Origin of the sequence: Pantoea sp. 1B4, from assembly GCF_016925765.1 — a bacterium.
GTDB classification, from domain to species: domain Bacteria; phylum Pseudomonadota; class Gammaproteobacteria; order Enterobacterales; family Enterobacteriaceae; genus Pantoea; species Pantoea agglomerans.
Genome location: NZ_JAEUWZ010000001.1, coordinates 1,106,962 through 1,123,517 on the forward strand (window position 1 = coordinate 1,106,962; position 16,556 = coordinate 1,123,517).

Genomic DNA, 16,556 nt, shown 5'->3' on the forward strand with positions numbered 1-16,556 from the left:
TTTTTCAGCCGGAGGCTCAGCGTGGCGTGAAGCGATAACGCGTCACGGATTCCCAGCGATCTCCCGGCTGCAGCCAGCAATCAGGCTGAGGCCACTCAGCATGATTAGGCGAATCCGGTAAAAATTCGCTCTCCAGCGCAATACCCTGAAATGCAGTATAGCTCGCCTGCTCGCGGGCACGGGTGCCCGCCAGGTAGTTGCCGGAGTAGAACTGCAATGCCGGTGCCGAAGTGGTCACGCTGAGTTGCAGTCTGCCATCTTCCGACCAGAGTTCTGCCGCAGGCTGAGTGTCGTCGCCTGTGCTGTTGAGCAGAAACGCATGGTCATAGCCCTTCACCGCCCGCTGGTCGTCGTCTGCCAGAAACTCCTGTGCCACGACTTTGGCCTCGCGGAAATCAAAACTGGTTCCGGCAACCTCTTTCAGCGGCGCATTCGGGATGCCTTCGCTGTCGACCGGCAGATAATGGTCGGCGTGCAGTTGTAAGCGATGCTGGCGAGCGTCGCCATGATGCGCATCAAGGTTAAAGTAGGCGTGGTTAGTCAGATTGACCGGGCAGGGCTGATCGCAGCGCGCTTCATAGCTAATGCTCAGGCAGTTCTGGTCATCCAGCTGGTAGCGCAGATCGGCAATCAGATTGCCGGGATAGCCCTGATCGCCATCAGGCGAATCAATGCGGTAGTGCACCTCACTGTCAGACTGGCTGACAATCTGCCAGCGGCACTTATCAAAGCCTTCTGGTCCGCCATGCAGCTGATGTGCGCCCTGGTTCGGCACCAGCTGGCGATTCAGTTTATTCAGTTTCGCCCCGGCGATGCGGTTAGCGTAGCGGCCGACCGTCGCGCCCAGATAGGCATCCTGATGCAGATAGTCAGAGGGCGTGGCGCAGCCGAGCAGCGCTTCACGCACCGTGCCATCCTGCATCGGCACGCGGGCGGAGAGCCAGGTTGCGCCCCAGTCCATAAAGGTGGCCAGCATGCCGTTGGCATTGCGCAGCACCGTTATGCGCCACGGCTGACCGTCGGGCGCATGGGAGTTGACGTCGTTCAGCATTGGCCAGCTCCTTCAGAGGCTTTGCAGACGTAGAAGGTCTCTTTGATGCCGGTTGCTGCTTCATACTGCTCCGCTACGGCGGCTTTGACCTGATCGACCAGGTCCAGTGGCATCAGCGCGACGATACAGCCACCAAAGCCGCCGCCGGTCATACGCACGCCGCCGCGCTCACCGATCTGCGCTTTCACGATCTCTACCAGGGTATCGATCGGTGGCACGGTGATCTCGAAGTCGTCACGCATCGAGGCGTGAGATTCGGCCATCAGCTGGCCCATACGGGTCAGGTCGCCCTGCGTCAGCGCATCGGCTGCTTCCAGGGTGCGGGCGTTCTCGGTCAGAACGTGACGCACGCGTTTTGCCACCTGCGGGTCGAGCTGCGCCTGTGCCGCTTCAAACTCGGCCAGTTCAACGTCACGCAGTGCCTTCTTATTGAAGAAACGCGCGCCCGCTTCACACTGCTCACGACGCGTGTTGTATTCGCTGCCAACCAGGGTACGACGGAAGTTGGAGTTGATGATCACCACCGCGATATCTTCCGGCATCGACACCGGACGCGTGCCCAGCGTGCGGCAGTCGAGCAGCATGGCGTGATCTTTCCGGCCCAGCGCGGAGATCAACTGGTCCATGATGCCGCAGTTACAGCCGACGAACTGGTTTTCCGCTTCCTGACCATTCACGGCAATGGCGGCGCCATCCAGCGGCAGATTATAGAGCTGCTGCACCACGGTGCCGACCGCCACTTCCAGCGACGCAGATGAGCTGAGGCCCGCGCCCTGAGGCACGTTGCCGCTGATCACCATATCGATACCGCCGAAATCGGCATGTCGCTGCTGCAGATGTTTCACCACGCCGCGCACATAGTTGGCCCACATCGGTTCCTGCAGGCTGACGATCTCTTCATCGAGAGAGAATGTGTCCTGCGCATTTTCATAATCCGCCGCGACCACCCGAATCTGGCGATCGTCACGGCGGGCACAGGCAATCACCGTCTGGTAATCGATGGCGCACGGCAGCACAAAGCCGTCGTTATAGTCGGTATGCTCGCCAATCAGGTTAACGCGGCCCGGTGCCTGAATGGTATGCGTAGCGGCGTAACCGAAGGTGTCAGAGAAAAGCTGCTGCGTGATGGTTTTTAAGCTCATTGTTGTGCCTCACGGAAGTGAACGTCGCTGACAGAACGCAGACGTTCCGCCGCCTGTTCCGCCGTTAAATCGCGTTGGGTTTCGGCCAGCATTTCATAGCCAACCATAAATTTACGCACCGTTGCTGAGCGCAGCAGCGGCGGATAGAAGTGAGCATGCAACTGCCAGTGATCGTTGGCTTCGTCGTTAAACGGCGCGCCGTGCCAGCCCATGGAGTAGGGGAATGAGCACTGGAACAGGTTGTCGTAGCGGCTGGTCAGCAGCTTAAGCGCCAGCGCCAGGTCGGTACGCTGCGCCTCATTGAGGTCGGTAATTCGTTTGACGTGCGCTTTCGGCAGCAGCAGGGTTTCAAACGGCCAGGCGGCCCACCACGGCACCACCGCCAGCCAGTGATCGGTTTCCACCACGGTGCGGCTGCCATCCTGCTGTTCACGTGCCAGATAATCGACCAGCATCGGCGAGCCATGTTTAGCGAAATAGTCGCGCTGATGATCATCTTCACGCTGCGCTTCATTCGGCAGGAAGCTGTTGGCCCAGATCTGACCATGCGGATGCGGGTTGGAGCAGCCCATCGCCGCGCCTTTGTTCTCAAACACCTGCACCCAGGGATAGTGCTGACCCAGATCGGCGGTCTCTGCCTGCCAGGTACGCACCACCTCTTCCAGCGCGTTCAGCGACATCTCCGGCAGGGTTTTGCTGTGATCGGGCGAGAAGCAGATGACCCGACTGGTGCCGCGAGCGCTTTCACAACGCATCAGGATATCGTCGCTCTCAGGCGCGTCTGGCGTGTCGGTCATCAGCGCAGCAAAGTCATTGGTAAAGACGTAGGTGCCCGCATAGTCCGGGTTTTTGTCGCCGGTGATGCGGGTGTTTCCGGCACACAGGAAGCAGTCCGGATCGTGCGCCGGTAACGTATTGACCGCCGGGGTTTCCTGCGCGCCTTGCCACGGACGTTTGGCCCGATGAGGTGAAACTAAAATCCATTGATCAATCAGTGGATTGTAACGGCGATGCGGGTGATCGACCGGGTTGAATTTTTCCATGTTAGATCCTGGTAAGCGTCAAAAGCCAAAGAGGCATCGGTAAAAAAGTAGCACATCAGCGCGCCCGAAAGCGTGATCAAGTCTGGATAAATGGTATCGTTTACACAAGCTGAATATTCTTATTTCGTGGCATTGTGTGCGGATATATGGCGTGAAAGGTGATGTGGAATGGTAGCGCTTACACAAGGGTGCTTTAAAACGCCGCAGCAGCGGCGTGGGGTGACGCGTTACAAGAGCCTTAGTGCAGGGTTTCCTGCTGATAGTGATAGCCGCCGTCATGGGCGATAAAGCTCAGGCGATGTGTGATGCAGGCGGGCGCATCTTCCGCGTGATGCGAAACAAACAGCAGCTGAGTCCGTCCCTCGCCAATCAGCACATCGACAAAGCGCCGCACGAGCTGGCGGTTAATCGGGTCGAGCCCCTGTAGTGGCTCATCCAGTATCAGCAGCGTCGGATGCTTAACCAGCGCGCGGGCAATCAGCACCAGCCGCTGCTGTCCCCATGAGAGCGAGTGGAACGGCGCATCGGCCTGTCCGTTATCCATCCCCAGCAGTGCCAGCCACTGCTGCGCCAGCGCTTTTTGTCGGTCAGAAGCCGCCTGATAGAGACCAATAGAGTCGAAGAAGCCCGACAGGATCACCGTGCGCACATTGGTGCTGACGCGGTAATCGAGATGCAGGCTGCTGCTGACATAGCCAATATGCTGCTTGATATCCCAGATGGTTTCACCACTGCCGCGACGGCGGCCAAACAGGGTTAAATCATTGCTGTAGCCCTGAGGATGATCGCCGGTCACCAGGCTGAGCAGAGTCGATTTTCCGGCGCCGTTCGGGCCGGTAATCTGCCAGTGCTCGCCGGCGTTGACCTGCCAGTTCAGCCCCTGAATTACTGGCTTATCGTTATACGAGACGGTGCCGTTGCGCAGGATAACGCGCGGCGCATCATCCGCCAGCGATGGCAGCTGATCCGGCACATCCGCCTCAGGTAACGCCATTCCCATCAGCTGTTCACTGTGTGCCAGCTGCGCCACCAGCGCTTCCGTTAAAATGGCCTGGCGTGGCCCGCTGTGGGTGAGGGTGCACTCCGCCAGCACGCCAACCTGCTGAATGAAATCGGGAATATCGTCAAAGCGATTGAGCACCAGCACCAGGGTAAATGTCGGCTGCTGCAGGCCGCGCAGCGTGTCGGTCAGGCTGGCGCGCGACGCCACATCCAGCCCGTCAAACGGCTCATCCAGAATCAGCAAATCTGGCTGGTTCATCAATGCCTGACAGAGCAGGGTTTTGCGGGTTTCGCCGGTAGAGAGAAATTTGAAGCGGCGTGAAAGCAGCGCTTCGATGCCGAACTGCTGTGCCAGCTGCTCGCAGCGCTCGGGCTGCTGCACCTCCGCCTGAATCACCTCTGCCACGGTCAGCCCGGTATCCTCTTCACCTTCGCTGAGCATATCGGTGTTGTTGCGCTGCCACTCCTGCGCCACCAGGGTTTGTAGCTGCTCCAGCGACAGCCGGACCGGCCGTCTGAAGTCGCTGCTGACTGAACCGGCCAGCGGCGGAAGTTCACCAGAGAGTGCGCGCGCCAGTGATGATTTGCCGCTGCCGTTGGCTCCGACAAACGCCCAGCTTTCGCCGCGCTGCAGTTCCACCTGATTCAGACTCAGTATCCGGGTATCGCTAAGACGAAACGTGCCTTGCGAAATGTGCAATGAAGCCATGATCTGTTCCATTTTTTGCATCGTGTCACTGAGTTGTAACCATTGCCCTTAATGAAGTCAAATCAACCGCTAGAGCAGGGTGGCGACGATGGCGTGTTCGGCATTGAAACTGGCGATCACTGCGTCGCCGGGCTGCAGCGTCAGTTGCTGCAGCTGATCGTTGCTCAGGGTCGCGCACAGGGTTTCGCCGCTGGGGAGCTTCATCAGCACTTCACTCATCTGCTCGCCGGGTTCGATGGCACTGACCGTCGCTGCCAGCTGATTGTCATCCTGTGCGGCGTCACGACTGATGCGGATCCACGGCGCCTTGATCAGCACCAGCACCTCTTTACCTGCGGCCAGTTGCAGGCGATCGGCGCTGCGCTGGGTCAGCGCCACATTAAGCTGCGTGACGCCATCGGCCAGTTGAATCAGCAGATGCTGGACCACCTGCTGCGCATCGTTACTGACGACGGTGCCAAACAGCTGGTTACGGGCGCTGGTCTGCAGCGAGAAGCGGGCGATGGCCGCCAGCAGACTGTCGAGCGGTAACGTATCCTGCTGCAGCGCATCAAAGGCTTTCTGCTGGATCTGCTCCATCAGCTGGAACAGCTGAATCAGGCGTTCACCGTAGCGGGTGAGCGTGGCACCGCCGCCGCCTTTGCCACCGGTGGCCCGCTCCACCAGCGTTTCATCCGCCATCTGGTTCATCTCATTAATCGCATCCCAGGCACTTTTGTAGCTGATACCGGCCAGCTTCGCCCCCTGACTGATCGACCCGGTCTGCTGTACGCGTTTCAGCAGCTCAATACGTCGCGGATCGGCAAACAGTTTCTGTTGTAAACGGATATGAAGGGACAGTTCGGCTTCCATGACAGCTCCGGCAAAGGGTTAAGGCGAAGGCCGATGATAGCGGCGTTTTGTGACCAAAGTAAAAGCACGAAAAGGGCTGCGCAAAATTTTGCTGACCCGTTACAATCTCTTTTTTTGTTAGCAGAGTGAGACTCTCCATGCTGGAATTACTTAAAAGCCTCGCCGTTGCCATACTGATGGTGCCTGTCGTGATGGCGCTGATGCTGGGCATGATTTATGGCCTGGGTGAAGTGTTTAACGTCATCTCTAAAATTGGTCATCGCGAAAAATCCTCAGCCCGTTCGCACAATTAATTGCTGCCACGCCCGCCATCTGCGCGGGCGTGGTCGTTTTTATCTCTCCTGATTTAACCTTTTGTTCCCCCCTGCCGATAATTTACTGAACCTCACTGACATTGCGCTATATTATCCGCTACACAACGAATAGCCGGAGAAAATCATGTCATTTAAACACTATCGCTGGGGCGTCGCGGCCCTGATCACCGTTTCGCTGGCCGGGCAGGCTGTGGCCGCCGACAACATCACTGTGTTTGCCGCGGCTTCTCTGACCAACGCGATGCAGGATATTGCCAGCCGTTACAAGCAGGAAAAGGGGGTGGCGGTGGTCTCTTCGTTTGCCTCCTCTTCAACGCTGGCGCGCCAGATTGAGCAGGGTGCTCCTGCCGATCTCTTTATCTCTGCCGATCAGCAGTGGATGGATGATGCGGTGGCGAAAAAAGTGTGATTACCAGCAGCCGCTATACCCTGCTGGGCAACGATCTGGTATTGATTGCGCCACGCAGTGCCGCCGCGAAAGCGGTGACGCTGGACCCGCAGACTGACTGGAAAACCTTGCTGCACGGTGAGCGTCTGGCAGTCGGCGATCCGGACCACGTTCCTGCGGGCATCTACGCCAAAGAGGCGCTGCAAAAGCTGGGTGCCTGGGAAGGCGTTGCGCCTTCGTTAGCGCCAGCCAATAATGTGCGGGCAGCGCTGGCGCTGGTCGAGCGTAATGAAACGCCCTATGGCATTGTCTACGGGTCTGACGCGGTCGCCAGCGATAAAGTGCAGGTCGTCGGGCATTTTCCGGCAACCAGCCATAAACCCGTAGAATATCCGATGGCGATCGTGAACGATCACGACAACGCTGCCGTTAAAGCGTTTTATGATTATCTGAAAGGGCCTCAGGCCGCGGCTATCTTTAAACATTACGGATTCACACCGACGAAATGATACTCAGCGATCCCGAATGGCAGGCGGTACTGCTTAGCCTTAAAGTCTCTGGCATAGCCGTGATAGGCAGTCTGCCGTTTGGCATCCTGATGGCCTGGATTCTGGTGCGCTGCCGTTTTCCTGGTAAAGCGCTGCTCGACAGCCTGATCCACCTGCCGCTGGTGCTGCCGCCGGTGGTGGTGGGTTATCTGCTGCTGATTAGCCTTGGGCGGCGCGGCATCATAGGCGAAAAGCTTTATGACTGGTTCGGCTTCAGCTTTGCTTTCAGCTGGCGTGGTGCCGCACTGGCCTCTGCCGTGATCGCTTTTCCATTGATGGTGCGCGCCATCCGGCTGGCGCTGGAGGCGGTGGATTGCCGGCTGGAGCAGGCGGCGCGCACGCTGGGCGCCGGACGCTGGCGGGTCTTTTTTCACCATTACGCTCCCGCTGACCTTGCCGGGCGTGATCGTCGGAACGGTGCTGGCGTTTGCCCGATCGCTGGGCGAGTTCGGCGCCACCATCACCTTTGTTTCCAATATTCCCGGCGAGACGCGCACGCTGCCGCTGGCGATGTTTACCCTGATAGAGACACCGGGCGCGGAAGGGGCGGCGGCACGGCTCTGCGTCATCGCGATCGTGCTGGCCCTGGCGTCACTGCTGGCGTCGGAATGGCTGGCACGCGCAGGCCGTAAGCGGATGGGAAACTGATGCTATCACTCAACGTTATGCAGCAGCAGGGCGATCACGTGCTGGAGGTCGATCTGCAGATCCCGGCCAAAGGGATCACCGCTATTTTCGGCGTGTCAGGCGCCGGAAAAACCTCCCTGATCAACGCGATCAGCGGACTGACCCAGCCGCAGCGGGGACGGATCCAGCTGCACAATCGTCTGCTGTTTGATGCGGAGCAGAAGATTGCGCTGCCGCCGGAAAAACGGCGTATCGGTTATGTGTTCCAGGATGCGCGGCTGTTCCCGCACTATCGGGTCCGAGGCAACCTGCAATATGGTATGGCACCTAAGATGAAAGTGCAGTTCGACAGTCTGGTCTCTCTGCTGGGTCTGGAGGCGCTGCTGCCGCGCTTTCCGCTGTCGCTGTCGGGCGGGGAAAAGCAGCGGGTCGCGATTGGCCGTGCGCTGCTGACCGCACCGGATATGCTGCTGCTGGATGAGCCGCTGGCGTCACTGGATCTGCCACGCAAACGTGAACTGATGCCCTATCTGCAAAAGCTGGCGAAGCAGGTCGATATTCCGATGCTCTACGTTTCGCACAGTCTGGAGGAGATCCTGCAGCTGGCTGATAACGTGCTGGTGCTGGATGCGGGCAAGGTCAAAGCCTTTGGTCCGCTGGAGCGGGTCTGGAGCAGCAGCGCGATGCGGCCCTGGCTGCCGGTGAGTGAACTGACCAGCGTGCTGCGGGTGCAGGTGCTGGAACAGCATCCCGACTATCCGATGACCGCGCTGTCGCTGGGCGATCAGCACATCTGGGTCAGCCGGGTGAATCAGCCGGTTAAAACCCCGCTGCGTATTCGCATTGCCTCGGCCGATGTCTCGCTGGCGCTGCAACCGCCGCAACACAGCTCCATCCGCAACATTTTACCGGCACAGGTGGTGGAATTGCTGGAGGTCGGGGACCAGGTTGAGGTGAAGCTGCGCATCGGCATCAGCGAACTCTGGGCGCGCATTACGCCGTGGGCGCGGGATGAGCTGGGCATCCGGCCAGATCAGTGGCTTTATGCCCAGATCAAAAGCGTCTCGGTGACGCCCTGATTACAACACGTACTGATAGAGGGTATCGGCAATACCGGTTTCAAGGTTGGTGCCGATGACCATTTTCGCCCGCGCTTTGATCGCCTCATCGGCATTGCCCATCGCCACGCCCAGTCCGGCCGTTTCCAGCATGCTGAGATCGTTATAGTTATCACCGAACGCGATCACATCGGACATACTCAGCCCCAGTGATTCAACCCACTGCGCCAGTCGTTTGCCTTTGCTGTTGCCGCCTTTGGCGATATCGACCTGATCGTGCCACGACCATTCGCAGGCCAGCCCCAGTTCCGCTTCCACTCTGGTGGCGAACTGCTGCAGTTCCGGAATGTTGTTGTGCGACAGGGCAAACTTCCAGATCGAACCGGCGTCGCGTGCCGCCTGGGCTAAGTCGGGCACCTGGCGGAACAGTGGACGCTGGTGGGCGGGCAGCGATTCGGCCCACTTCAGGGTGCGCATCACGTGGCCGGTCGGGGTCTGATAGAGCATCGCATCATCCACGTAGAGCAAACCGTGAATCTGCTGCTGATTCAGCATCTCAATCACCTGCAACGCCAGTTGCGGGTCGAGGGGATCGGACGCCAGCACCTTTTTCGCCTGGTAATCATACAAATAGGTGCCATTACAGCAGATTGCGGGTGTATCCAGCTGTAACGCCTGATAAAAAGGGTGGATAGCGCAGTGATGGCGTCCGGTCACGATAGCGACATGAACGCCCGCCTGGCGTGCCTGATTTAGCGCTTCGATTGACTGCGGCAGAATCGTTTTGGCTGGGGTCAGCAGCGTGCCGTCGAGGTCGAGGGCAATTACACGGTAGTTCATTAATCCTCTCGTTTTTCCTGGTTTGCAGGGGCTGAAGTCTACACCTCACCACGGTCCGGAGACAAAAAACAGGGCACAAATGATCCCAGCGTAGGGCAATAAAACAGGCTACAGTGATTCACAGATCATGATCAGGCAGCAAAAAAGGAGAATGCATGAAACAAGTTGTCTACACCGCCAGTCCCGAGAGCCAGCAGATCCACGTCTGGCAGATGAATGATGAGGGCGGGCTGACGTTGCTTCAGGTGACCGATGTCGCCGGCCAGGTTCAGCCGATGGTGGTGAGTCCGAACCGCGATTTTCTCTATGTCGGTGTGCGTCCCAATTTCCGCGTGCTGGCGTTTCGCATTGCCGCCGATGGCACGCTGACCGAAGCGGGTCAGGCGCCGTTGCCCGGCAGTCCGACTCACATTTCCACCGATCGCCAGGGCAGATTCCTGTTCTGCGGCTCCTACAATGATGCCTGCGTCAGCGTCAGCCCGATTGGCGATGACGGCATTCCGCAGGCCCCGCTGCAGGTGATCAGCGGACTGGATGGCTGTCACTCGGCCAACATCGATAATGACAACAAGACGCTCTACGTGCCGGCTCTGAAGCAGGACCGTATCTGTCTGTTTAAGCTGGGCGAAGACGGTCAGCTGACGCCGCGTAAACAGGCTCAGGTCACGACAGTAGAAGGCGCTGGCCCGCGTCATATGCAGTTCCATCCGGGCGGCCAGTACGCTTACTGCGTGAACGAGCTCGACAGCACGGTTGAGGTGTGGGCATTAAATACGGGCGAAGGCGAAGCAGAAAGCGTGCAGACGCTGGATATGATGCCGCCTGATTTCAGCGGTACGCGCTGGGCAGCCGATATTCATCTGACGCCGGATGGCCGTTTCCTCTATGCCTGCGATCGCACCAGCAGCACGCTGGCGGTCTTCAGCGTCAGCGACCTGGGCGATGAGCTGACCCTGGAAGGGTTCCAGCCGACGGAAACGCAGCCGCGCGGATTTAATATCGATCACAGCGGACGCTATCTGGTGGCGGCGGGACAGAAATCTCATCACATCGAAGTTTATGCGATTACCGAACCGAAAGGGCTGTTAAAGCCGCTGGGACGTTATGCGGTGGGGCAGGGCCCGATGTGGGTTGTGATTCATCAGTTACAGGCGTAACCCGCTACGAAAAACGCCTCTCCTGTCAGGGAGAGGTATGAGATAGTTGACGAAGTCTGCCGCAGCCCAGCTGTGAGATCGAGCAGACACAGGGAACGGCGTCAGATCGGAAAGACGCAAAAACCGCCATCCATGGCACGCTCTGCCCCCGCCATCCATGGCGTGGGACGCTTTCCTCTTCTGACGCCGTTCCCTGCGTTTTGAGCTAATACGTTGCTGCCAGGTCACCCAGCCTTGGGTTGGCCAGTAGTCTGGCGTGCTGAATTACTGATAATTCACGGTCAGCGAGGCGCTCGCCAGTGCGTGGAAATGCACATTAAAGCCGACCATTGCGCCACTGGCGCCTTCATCTACTTCAATCGTCTCCACATCCAGCGCATGCACGGTGAAAATGTAGCGATGGGTTTCGCCCTGTGGCGGCGCCGCGCCACCGTAGCCCGCCTGACCGAAATCGGTACGGGTCTGGATTGCGCCTGCTGGCAGTGATGCTTTGCCGGAACCGGCACCCTGCGGCAGTGACGTCGTGCTGGCCGGAATATTCGCTACCACCCAGTGCCACCAGCCGGAACCGGTCGGGGCATCAGGATCGTAGCAGGTCACCACAAAACTTTTGGTACCCTCTGGTGCCGCTTCCCAGGCAAGATGGGGAGAGATATTCTCGCCCTGATAACCCATGCCGTTGAAAACATGCTTTTCAGGCATTTTCTCGCCGTCATTAAAATCCTGACTAAAAACGCGCATCACATCTCCTTAATTGTCGATGAATAGCCTGTCATCATAACCAAAAGTGCCGTCAGTGCCAGCGGTCAGCCCGCTTCAGGCGGCAAAATGTTGAGAATGCTCCAGCGCGCCGCCAATCGCCTGCACCAGCCTGCTCAGCGCCTGCGGCGTGATGATGTAGGGTGGCATCAGGTAGATCAGCCGGCCAAAAGGCCGGATCCAGACGCCCTGTTCAACAAAGAACTGCTGCAGCGCCGCCATATTTACCGCCTGATGGGTTTCCACTACGCCAATCGCGCCCAGCACGCGCACATCGGCCACCTGCGGTGAACTGCGCAGTGGCAGCAGCTCAGCCCGTAACTGCTGTTCGATCGCCGCCACCTGGCGCTGCCAGTGACCTTCCGCCAGCATGGTCAGGCTCTCCGCCGCGACCGCGCAGGCCAGCGGATTGCCCATAAAGGTCGGGCCATGCATAAAGCAGCCCGCCGCGCTGCGGCTGATGGTGTCCGCGACCTCGCGGGTAGTCAGGGTCGCCGCCAGCGTCATCATGCCACCGGTCAGCGCTTTGCCGACGCAGAGAATATCCGGGGTAATGCCCGCATGCTCGCAGGCAAAGAGTTTGCCGGTACGGCCAAAGCCGGTGGCGATCTCATCCGCAATCAACAGCACGCCATAGCGATCACAGGCTTCCCGTACCTGCTGCAGATAGCGCGGATGGTAGAAACGCATGCCGCCCGCACCCTGCACAATCGGCTCCAGAATGACGGCTGCCAGTTGCCGGTGATGCTGTTCTATCAGCTTGGCGAAATCATCGAAATCAGGCTGGTGCCATTCATCATCAAAGCCGCAGGCCGGGGCCGCCGCAAAGTGATGCTCGGGCAGATAGCCGCGCCACAGGCTGTGCATTGAGTTCTCGGGGTCGCACACCGACATCGCTGCAAAGGTATCGCCGTGATAGCCGCGTTTCAGCGTCAGGAACTGCTGGCGCGTCTGGCCACGCCCCAGCCAGTACTGCAGCGCCATCTTCATCGACACTTCCACCGCCACCGAGCCTGAATCGGCCAGGAAGACGCACTCCAGCGCCTCAGGCGTCATCGCCACCAGCTGACGGCAGAGCGCCACCGCCGCCGGATGGGTAATGCCGCCAAACATCACGTGCGACATCTGTGTGACCTGCTCTGTCAGCGCCCGGTTCAGGCGCGGATGGTTGTAACCGTGGATCGCCGCCCACCACGAGGACATCCCATCCACCAGCTCACGGCCATCGGCCAGTTGCAGCTGAAAACCCTGTGCGGCGACCACCGGGTAGCAGGGCAGCGGATCCTGCATCGAGGTGTAGGGATGCCAGATATGCTGGCGGTCAAAGCGGGCATCGTCTGAGGAGAAAACGGGGATAGTCATCGGAGTTGTAAACCAAAATAAAAAAATATAGTTTACAAGTATAACCCTGCTTTTCGTCGGGATGACACCCTTTTTTGGAGTAAGTAATGGCTCAACGCTGGACAATTGCACAGGCGCAAGCGCTGTTTGATCAACCCTTTCTTGAACTGATGTTTAACGCGCAGCAGGTGCATCGGCAGCACTTCGATCCGCGCCAGGTGCAGGTCAGTACCCTGCTGTCGATTAAAACCGGTGCCTGTCCGGAAGATTGTAAATACTGCCCGCAGAGCGCGCGCTACAAGACCGGCCTGGAGTCGGAGCGGCTGATGGAAGTGGAAGAGGTACTGACCTCAGCGCGTCAGGCCAAAGCCGCCGGTTCAACCCGTTTCTGCATGGGTGCCGCGTGGAAAAATCCGCACGAGCGCGATATGCCCTATCTGGAGAAGATGGTGGAAGGCGTGAAGGCGATGGGAATGGAAACCTGCATGACGCTGGGCACGCTCAGCGAGCACCAGGCGCAGCGACTGGCGGGCGCGGGTCTCGATTTTTACAATCATAACCTCGACACCTCACCGGAATTCTACGGCTCCATCATCACCACCCGCAGCTATCAGGAACGTCTGGATACGCTGGGCAAAGTGCGCGACGCCGGCATTAAAGTCTGTTCGGGTGGCATTGTCGGCCTGGGCGAAACCGTTAACGACCGCGCCGGTCTGCTGGTGCAGTTAGCCAATCTGCCAACGCCGCCGGAGAGTGTACCGATCAATATGCTGGTGAAGGTAAAAGGCACGCCGCTGGCGGATAACGATGATGTGGAACCGTTCGATTTTATCCGCACCATCGCGGTGGCGCGCATCATGATGCCGACCTCGCATGTGCGCCTCTCAGCGGGCCGTGAGCAGATGAGCGAACAGACCCAGGCGATGTGCTTTATGGCCGGGGCGAACTCGATTTTCTACGGCTGCAAACTGCTGACCACGCCGAATCCGGAAGAGGATAAAGACCGCGTGCTGTTCCGCAAACTGGGTCTTAACCCGGAGCATACTCACACTCAGCACGGCGATCAGCAGCAGGAGCAGCAACTCAGCGAGCAGCTATTCCATGCCGACACTGAACAGTTCTACAACGCGGCGCTGTAATGGGCTGGCAGCAACGTATCCGTCAGGCGCTGACGCAGCGCCGTGCGGCCAATGGCTGGCGGCAGCGACGGGTGATCGATCAGCAATCGACCCGCACGCTGCACAGCGGCGGCCGCAGCTATCTCCACTTCTCCAGCAATGATTATCTCGGCTTAACCCAGCATCCGGCGGTGATTGCGGGCTGGCAACAGGGCGCGGCGCAGGCGGGCGCAGGTGCCGGTGCTTCAGGGCATGTCACGGGTTATCACCGTCAGCACGCCGATCTTGAGGCGCAGCTGGCCGACTGGCTCGGCTACGACCGTGCGCTGCTGTTTATCTCTGGCTTTGCGGCCAATCAGGCGATCATTCATCTGCTGGGCGAGAAAAACGATCGCATCCTGGCCGATAAACTCAGCCACGCCTCGCTGCTCGACGCCGCCAGCCATAGTCCGGCACAGCTACGACGTTTCCATCACAACGCGCCGGAGAGCCTGGCAGCCCGGCTCGCCTCTCCCTGCGAGGGCGAAACGCTGGTGGTGACGGAAGGTATTTTCAGCATGGATGGCGACAGTGCGCCGCTGGCCGCCCTGGCGCAACAGACGCGCCAGGCAGAGGGCTGGCTGCTGGTGGATGATGCGCACGGCATCGGCGTAGTGGGTGAGCAGGGGCGCGGCAGCTGCTGGCAGCAGGGCGTTAAACCGGAACTACTGGTGGTCACCTTTGGCAAAGCCTTTGGCGTCAGCGGTGCCGCGCTGCTGTGCGACGCAGCCACCGCCGACTATTTTCTGCAGTTCAGCCGACATCTGATCTACTCCACCGCGATGCCCGCGGCGCAGGCGAGCGCGCTGCAGGCGGCGCTGCGTGAAGTTCAGCAGGGCGATGCCCTGCGGCAGCAACTGCAACAGAACATCGGGCATTTCCGGCGCGGTGCGGCCTCGCTGCCGTGGCAACTGATGGACTCCGGCAGCGCGATTCAGCCGCTGCTGGTGGGCGAAAATGGCGATGCGATGGCGCTCTCCCAGCGGCTGGCTGAGGCGGGCTGCTGGGTCAGCGCGATCCGGCCACCGACCGTGCCGCCGGGGACGGCCCGGCTGCGCATCACTCTGACCGCGGCTCATCGCCCCGAGGATATTGACCGGTTACTGGAGGCGCTGCATGACGCTGCGGGTTGACAAGCAGGCGGTGGCACGCGCCTTTGGCCGGGCGGCCAGCCATTACGATGCCCATGCGGCGCTGCAACGCCTCAGCGGCGATGCCCTGCTGGCACTGGCGCCCGCACAGAGTGGTCTGCAACTGCTGGATGCCGGTTGTGGCACCGGCTGGTACAGCAGGCTGTGGCGCGAACGTGGCAAACAGGTAACGGCTCTGGATCTCTCTCCGCAGATGCTGCAACAGGCGCGGGACAATGACGCGGCACAGCACTATCTGGCCGGTGATATCGACGCGCTGCCGCTGGCGGATAACACGATTGATCTGGTGTGGAGCAACCTGGCGGTGCAGTGGAGCGAGGATCTGCCCGGCGCGCTGAGCCAGTTCCGGCGGGTGCTGCGGCCCGATGGCACGCTGCTGTTTTCCACTCTGGGCGACGGGTCTCTGCAGGAGGTTCATGAAGCCTGGTCCCATCTGGATGCGCTGCCTCACGCCAATCGCTTTCTCAGCGAGCCGCAGATTGCGGCGGCCTGCCACGCAGAGCAGCTGCGCTGTACCTCAGAGGTGGTGACCCTGCATTTTCCCGATGCGCTCAGCGCCATGCGCTCCCTGAAGGGGATTGGCGCGACCCATCTGCACCAGGGGCGTGACGGGCAGGTATTAACCCGACAACGGCTCAACCAGTTAGAGGCGCACTGGCCGCGCGATCGGCACGGCTATCGCCTGAGTTACCATTTAATCTATGGAGTAAGTGCATCATGAAACGCCTGTTTATCACTGGCACCGACACCGAGGTCGGTAAAACCGTGGCCAGCGGCGGGCTGCTGCAGGCGGCAGCCGCAGCGGGCTATCGCTGTGCGGGCTATAAGCCGGTTGCCTCAGGCTGTGAGATGACGCCAGAGGGCATCCGTAACAGCGATGCGCTGGCGCTGCAGCGTTACAGCAGCGTGCCGTTAACCTATCAGCAGGTCAATCCGCTGGCGTTTCTCGAGCCGACATCGCCGCACATCGTCAGCGCCGAAGAGGGCAGGCCGATTACCCATCAGGCGCTGTCGGCGGGTCTGGCGGCGCTGCAACCGCTGGCAGACTGGATTCTGGTAGAGGGCGCGGGCGGCTGGTATACCCCGTTGTCAGAGACGCACACCTATGCGGACTGGGTGGTCAGCGAAAAGCTGCCCGTGATTCTGGTGGTGGGAATTAAGCTCGGCTGCATCAATCACGCCATGCTCACCGCTGACGCGGTGCGGGCAAGCGGCCTGCCGCTGGTGGGCTGGATCGCCAACACCGTCGAATCCCCGGGTAAACGCTATCAGGAGTATCTCACCAGCCTGAAAAATCGACTGCCTGCGCCCTGTCTGGGCACCATCCCGTTTCTCACCGATGCGGCGCAGCAGGCGTCCTGTGGTCAATACCTGACGCTGCCGGAGTAACCTCCTGGCCTGGCTATTTTATTTGTCG

The 16,556-nt window shown here is 59.7% G+C and carries 15 protein-coding genes and 2 pseudogenes; 9 read left to right on the top strand and 8 right to left on the bottom strand.

Going from position 1 to position 16,556, the window contains the following annotated elements; genetic code table 11:
• Positions 1–16: 16 nt before the first annotated feature.
• From galM to modE, 5 genes are all read right to left on the bottom strand, one after another.
• Positions 17–1,051 (bottom strand): galactose-1-epimerase, encoded by a 1,035-nt coding sequence (gene galM / locus JNO11_RS05415; RefSeq protein ID WP_325177040.1) that lies wholly within the window; start codon positions 1,049–1,051, stop codon positions 17–19.
• Complete coding sequence (gene galK / locus JNO11_RS05420; RefSeq protein ID WP_010669660.1) at positions 1,045–2,193, bottom strand: galactokinase; 1,149 nt, start codon at positions 2,191–2,193, stop codon at positions 1,045–1,047. The genes galM and galK overlap by 7 nt, the downstream gene beginning before the upstream one ends.
• Positions 2,190–3,236, bottom strand: coding sequence for a galactose-1-phosphate uridylyltransferase (galT, locus tag JNO11_RS05425; RefSeq protein WP_089414463.1), 1,047 nt, complete (start codon positions 3,234–3,236; stop codon positions 2,190–2,192). Before galT ends, galK begins: the two co-directional genes overlap by 4 nt.
• Before the next feature lie 238 nt (positions 3,237–3,474).
• Positions 3,475–4,947: a molybdate ABC transporter ATP-binding protein ModF gene (modF, locus tag JNO11_RS05430; RefSeq protein ID WP_325177041.1), complete on the bottom strand. Its 1,473-nt coding sequence runs from the start codon at positions 4,945–4,947 to the stop codon at positions 3,475–3,477.
• Positions 4,948–5,016: 69 nt separating this feature from the next.
• The gene (gene modE, locus JNO11_RS05435; RefSeq protein ID WP_052270815.1) at positions 5,017–5,799 is read right to left on the bottom strand and encodes a molybdenum-dependent transcriptional regulator; all 783 of its coding nucleotides are present in this window, start codon (positions 5,797–5,799) and stop codon (positions 5,017–5,019) included.
• A 137-nt stretch (positions 5,800–5,936) separates the two neighbouring features.
• On the opposite strand from modE, the gene JNO11_RS05440 reads away from it, so the two are divergent.
• From JNO11_RS05440 to modC, 4 genes and pseudogenes are all read left to right on the top strand, one after another.
• Positions 5,937–6,092 carry an AcrZ family multidrug efflux pump-associated protein gene (locus tag JNO11_RS05440; RefSeq protein WP_010260183.1) on the top strand — a complete coding sequence of 52 codons (156 nt, stop codon included), beginning with the start codon at positions 5,937–5,939 and terminating at the stop codon, positions 6,090–6,092.
• A gap of 145 nt (positions 6,093–6,237) precedes the next feature.
• Positions 6,238–7,010 (top strand): annotated as a pseudogene (gene modA / locus JNO11_RS05445) (molybdate ABC transporter substrate-binding protein).
• Positions 7,007–7,697 (top strand): annotated as a pseudogene (gene modB, locus JNO11_RS05450) (molybdate ABC transporter permease subunit). The pseudogenes modA and modB overlap by 4 nt, the downstream one beginning before the upstream one ends.
• The gene (gene modC / locus JNO11_RS05455; protein ID WP_325177042.1) at positions 7,697–8,755 is read left to right on the top strand and encodes a molybdenum ABC transporter ATP-binding protein ModC; all 1,059 of its coding nucleotides are present in this window, start codon (positions 7,697–7,699) and stop codon (positions 8,753–8,755) included. The pseudogene modB and the gene modC overlap by 1 nt, the downstream one beginning before the upstream one ends.
• Here modC and JNO11_RS05460 read toward each other — a convergent pair whose 3' ends face one another.
• Entirely contained in the window at positions 8,756–9,574 is an 819-nt protein-coding gene (locus JNO11_RS05460) for a pyridoxal phosphatase (RefSeq protein ID WP_010260198.1), read from the bottom strand.
• 155 nt (positions 9,575–9,729) lie between these two features.
• On the opposite strand from JNO11_RS05460, the gene pgl reads away from it, so the two are divergent.
• Complete coding sequence (pgl, locus tag JNO11_RS05465) at positions 9,730–10,731, top strand: 6-phosphogluconolactonase (RefSeq protein ID WP_022626021.1); 1,002 nt, start codon at positions 9,730–9,732, stop codon at positions 10,729–10,731.
• 264 nt (positions 10,732–10,995) lie between these two features.
• Here pgl and JNO11_RS05470 read toward each other — a convergent pair whose 3' ends face one another.
• Complete coding sequence (locus JNO11_RS05470) at positions 10,996–11,472, bottom strand: kinase inhibitor (protein WP_013357177.1); 477 nt, start codon at positions 11,470–11,472, stop codon at positions 10,996–10,998.
• A gap of 75 nt (positions 11,473–11,547) precedes the next feature.
• The gene (bioA, locus tag JNO11_RS05475; protein WP_325177043.1) at positions 11,548–12,852 is read right to left on the bottom strand and encodes an adenosylmethionine--8-amino-7-oxononanoate transaminase; all 1,305 of its coding nucleotides are present in this window, start codon (positions 12,850–12,852) and stop codon (positions 11,548–11,550) included.
• Positions 12,853–12,938: 86 nt separating this feature from the next.
• On the opposite strand from bioA, the gene bioB reads away from it, so the two are divergent.
• The 4 genes from bioB to bioD are packed head-to-tail and all read left to right on the top strand — an operon-like array spanning position 12,939 to position 16,528.
• Entirely contained in the window at positions 12,939–13,970 is a 1,032-nt protein-coding gene (gene bioB, locus JNO11_RS05480) for a biotin synthase BioB (RefSeq protein ID WP_122459028.1), read from the top strand.
• Positions 13,970–15,121 (top strand): 8-amino-7-oxononanoate synthase, encoded by a 1,152-nt coding sequence (gene bioF, locus JNO11_RS05485; protein WP_325177044.1) that lies wholly within the window; start codon positions 13,970–13,972, stop codon positions 15,119–15,121. The genes bioB and bioF overlap by 1 nt, the downstream gene beginning before the upstream one ends.
• Positions 15,105–15,860 carry a malonyl-ACP O-methyltransferase BioC gene (gene bioC / locus JNO11_RS05490; RefSeq protein WP_022626017.1) on the top strand — a complete coding sequence of 252 codons (756 nt, stop codon included), beginning with the start codon at positions 15,105–15,107 and terminating at the stop codon, positions 15,858–15,860. The genes bioF and bioC overlap by 17 nt, the downstream gene beginning before the upstream one ends.
• Positions 15,857–16,528, top strand: coding sequence for a dethiobiotin synthase (gene bioD / locus JNO11_RS05495; RefSeq protein WP_325177045.1), 672 nt, complete (start codon positions 15,857–15,859; stop codon positions 16,526–16,528). Before bioC ends, bioD begins: the two co-directional genes overlap by 4 nt.
• The last annotated feature ends 28 nt before the right edge of the window (positions 16,529–16,556 follow it).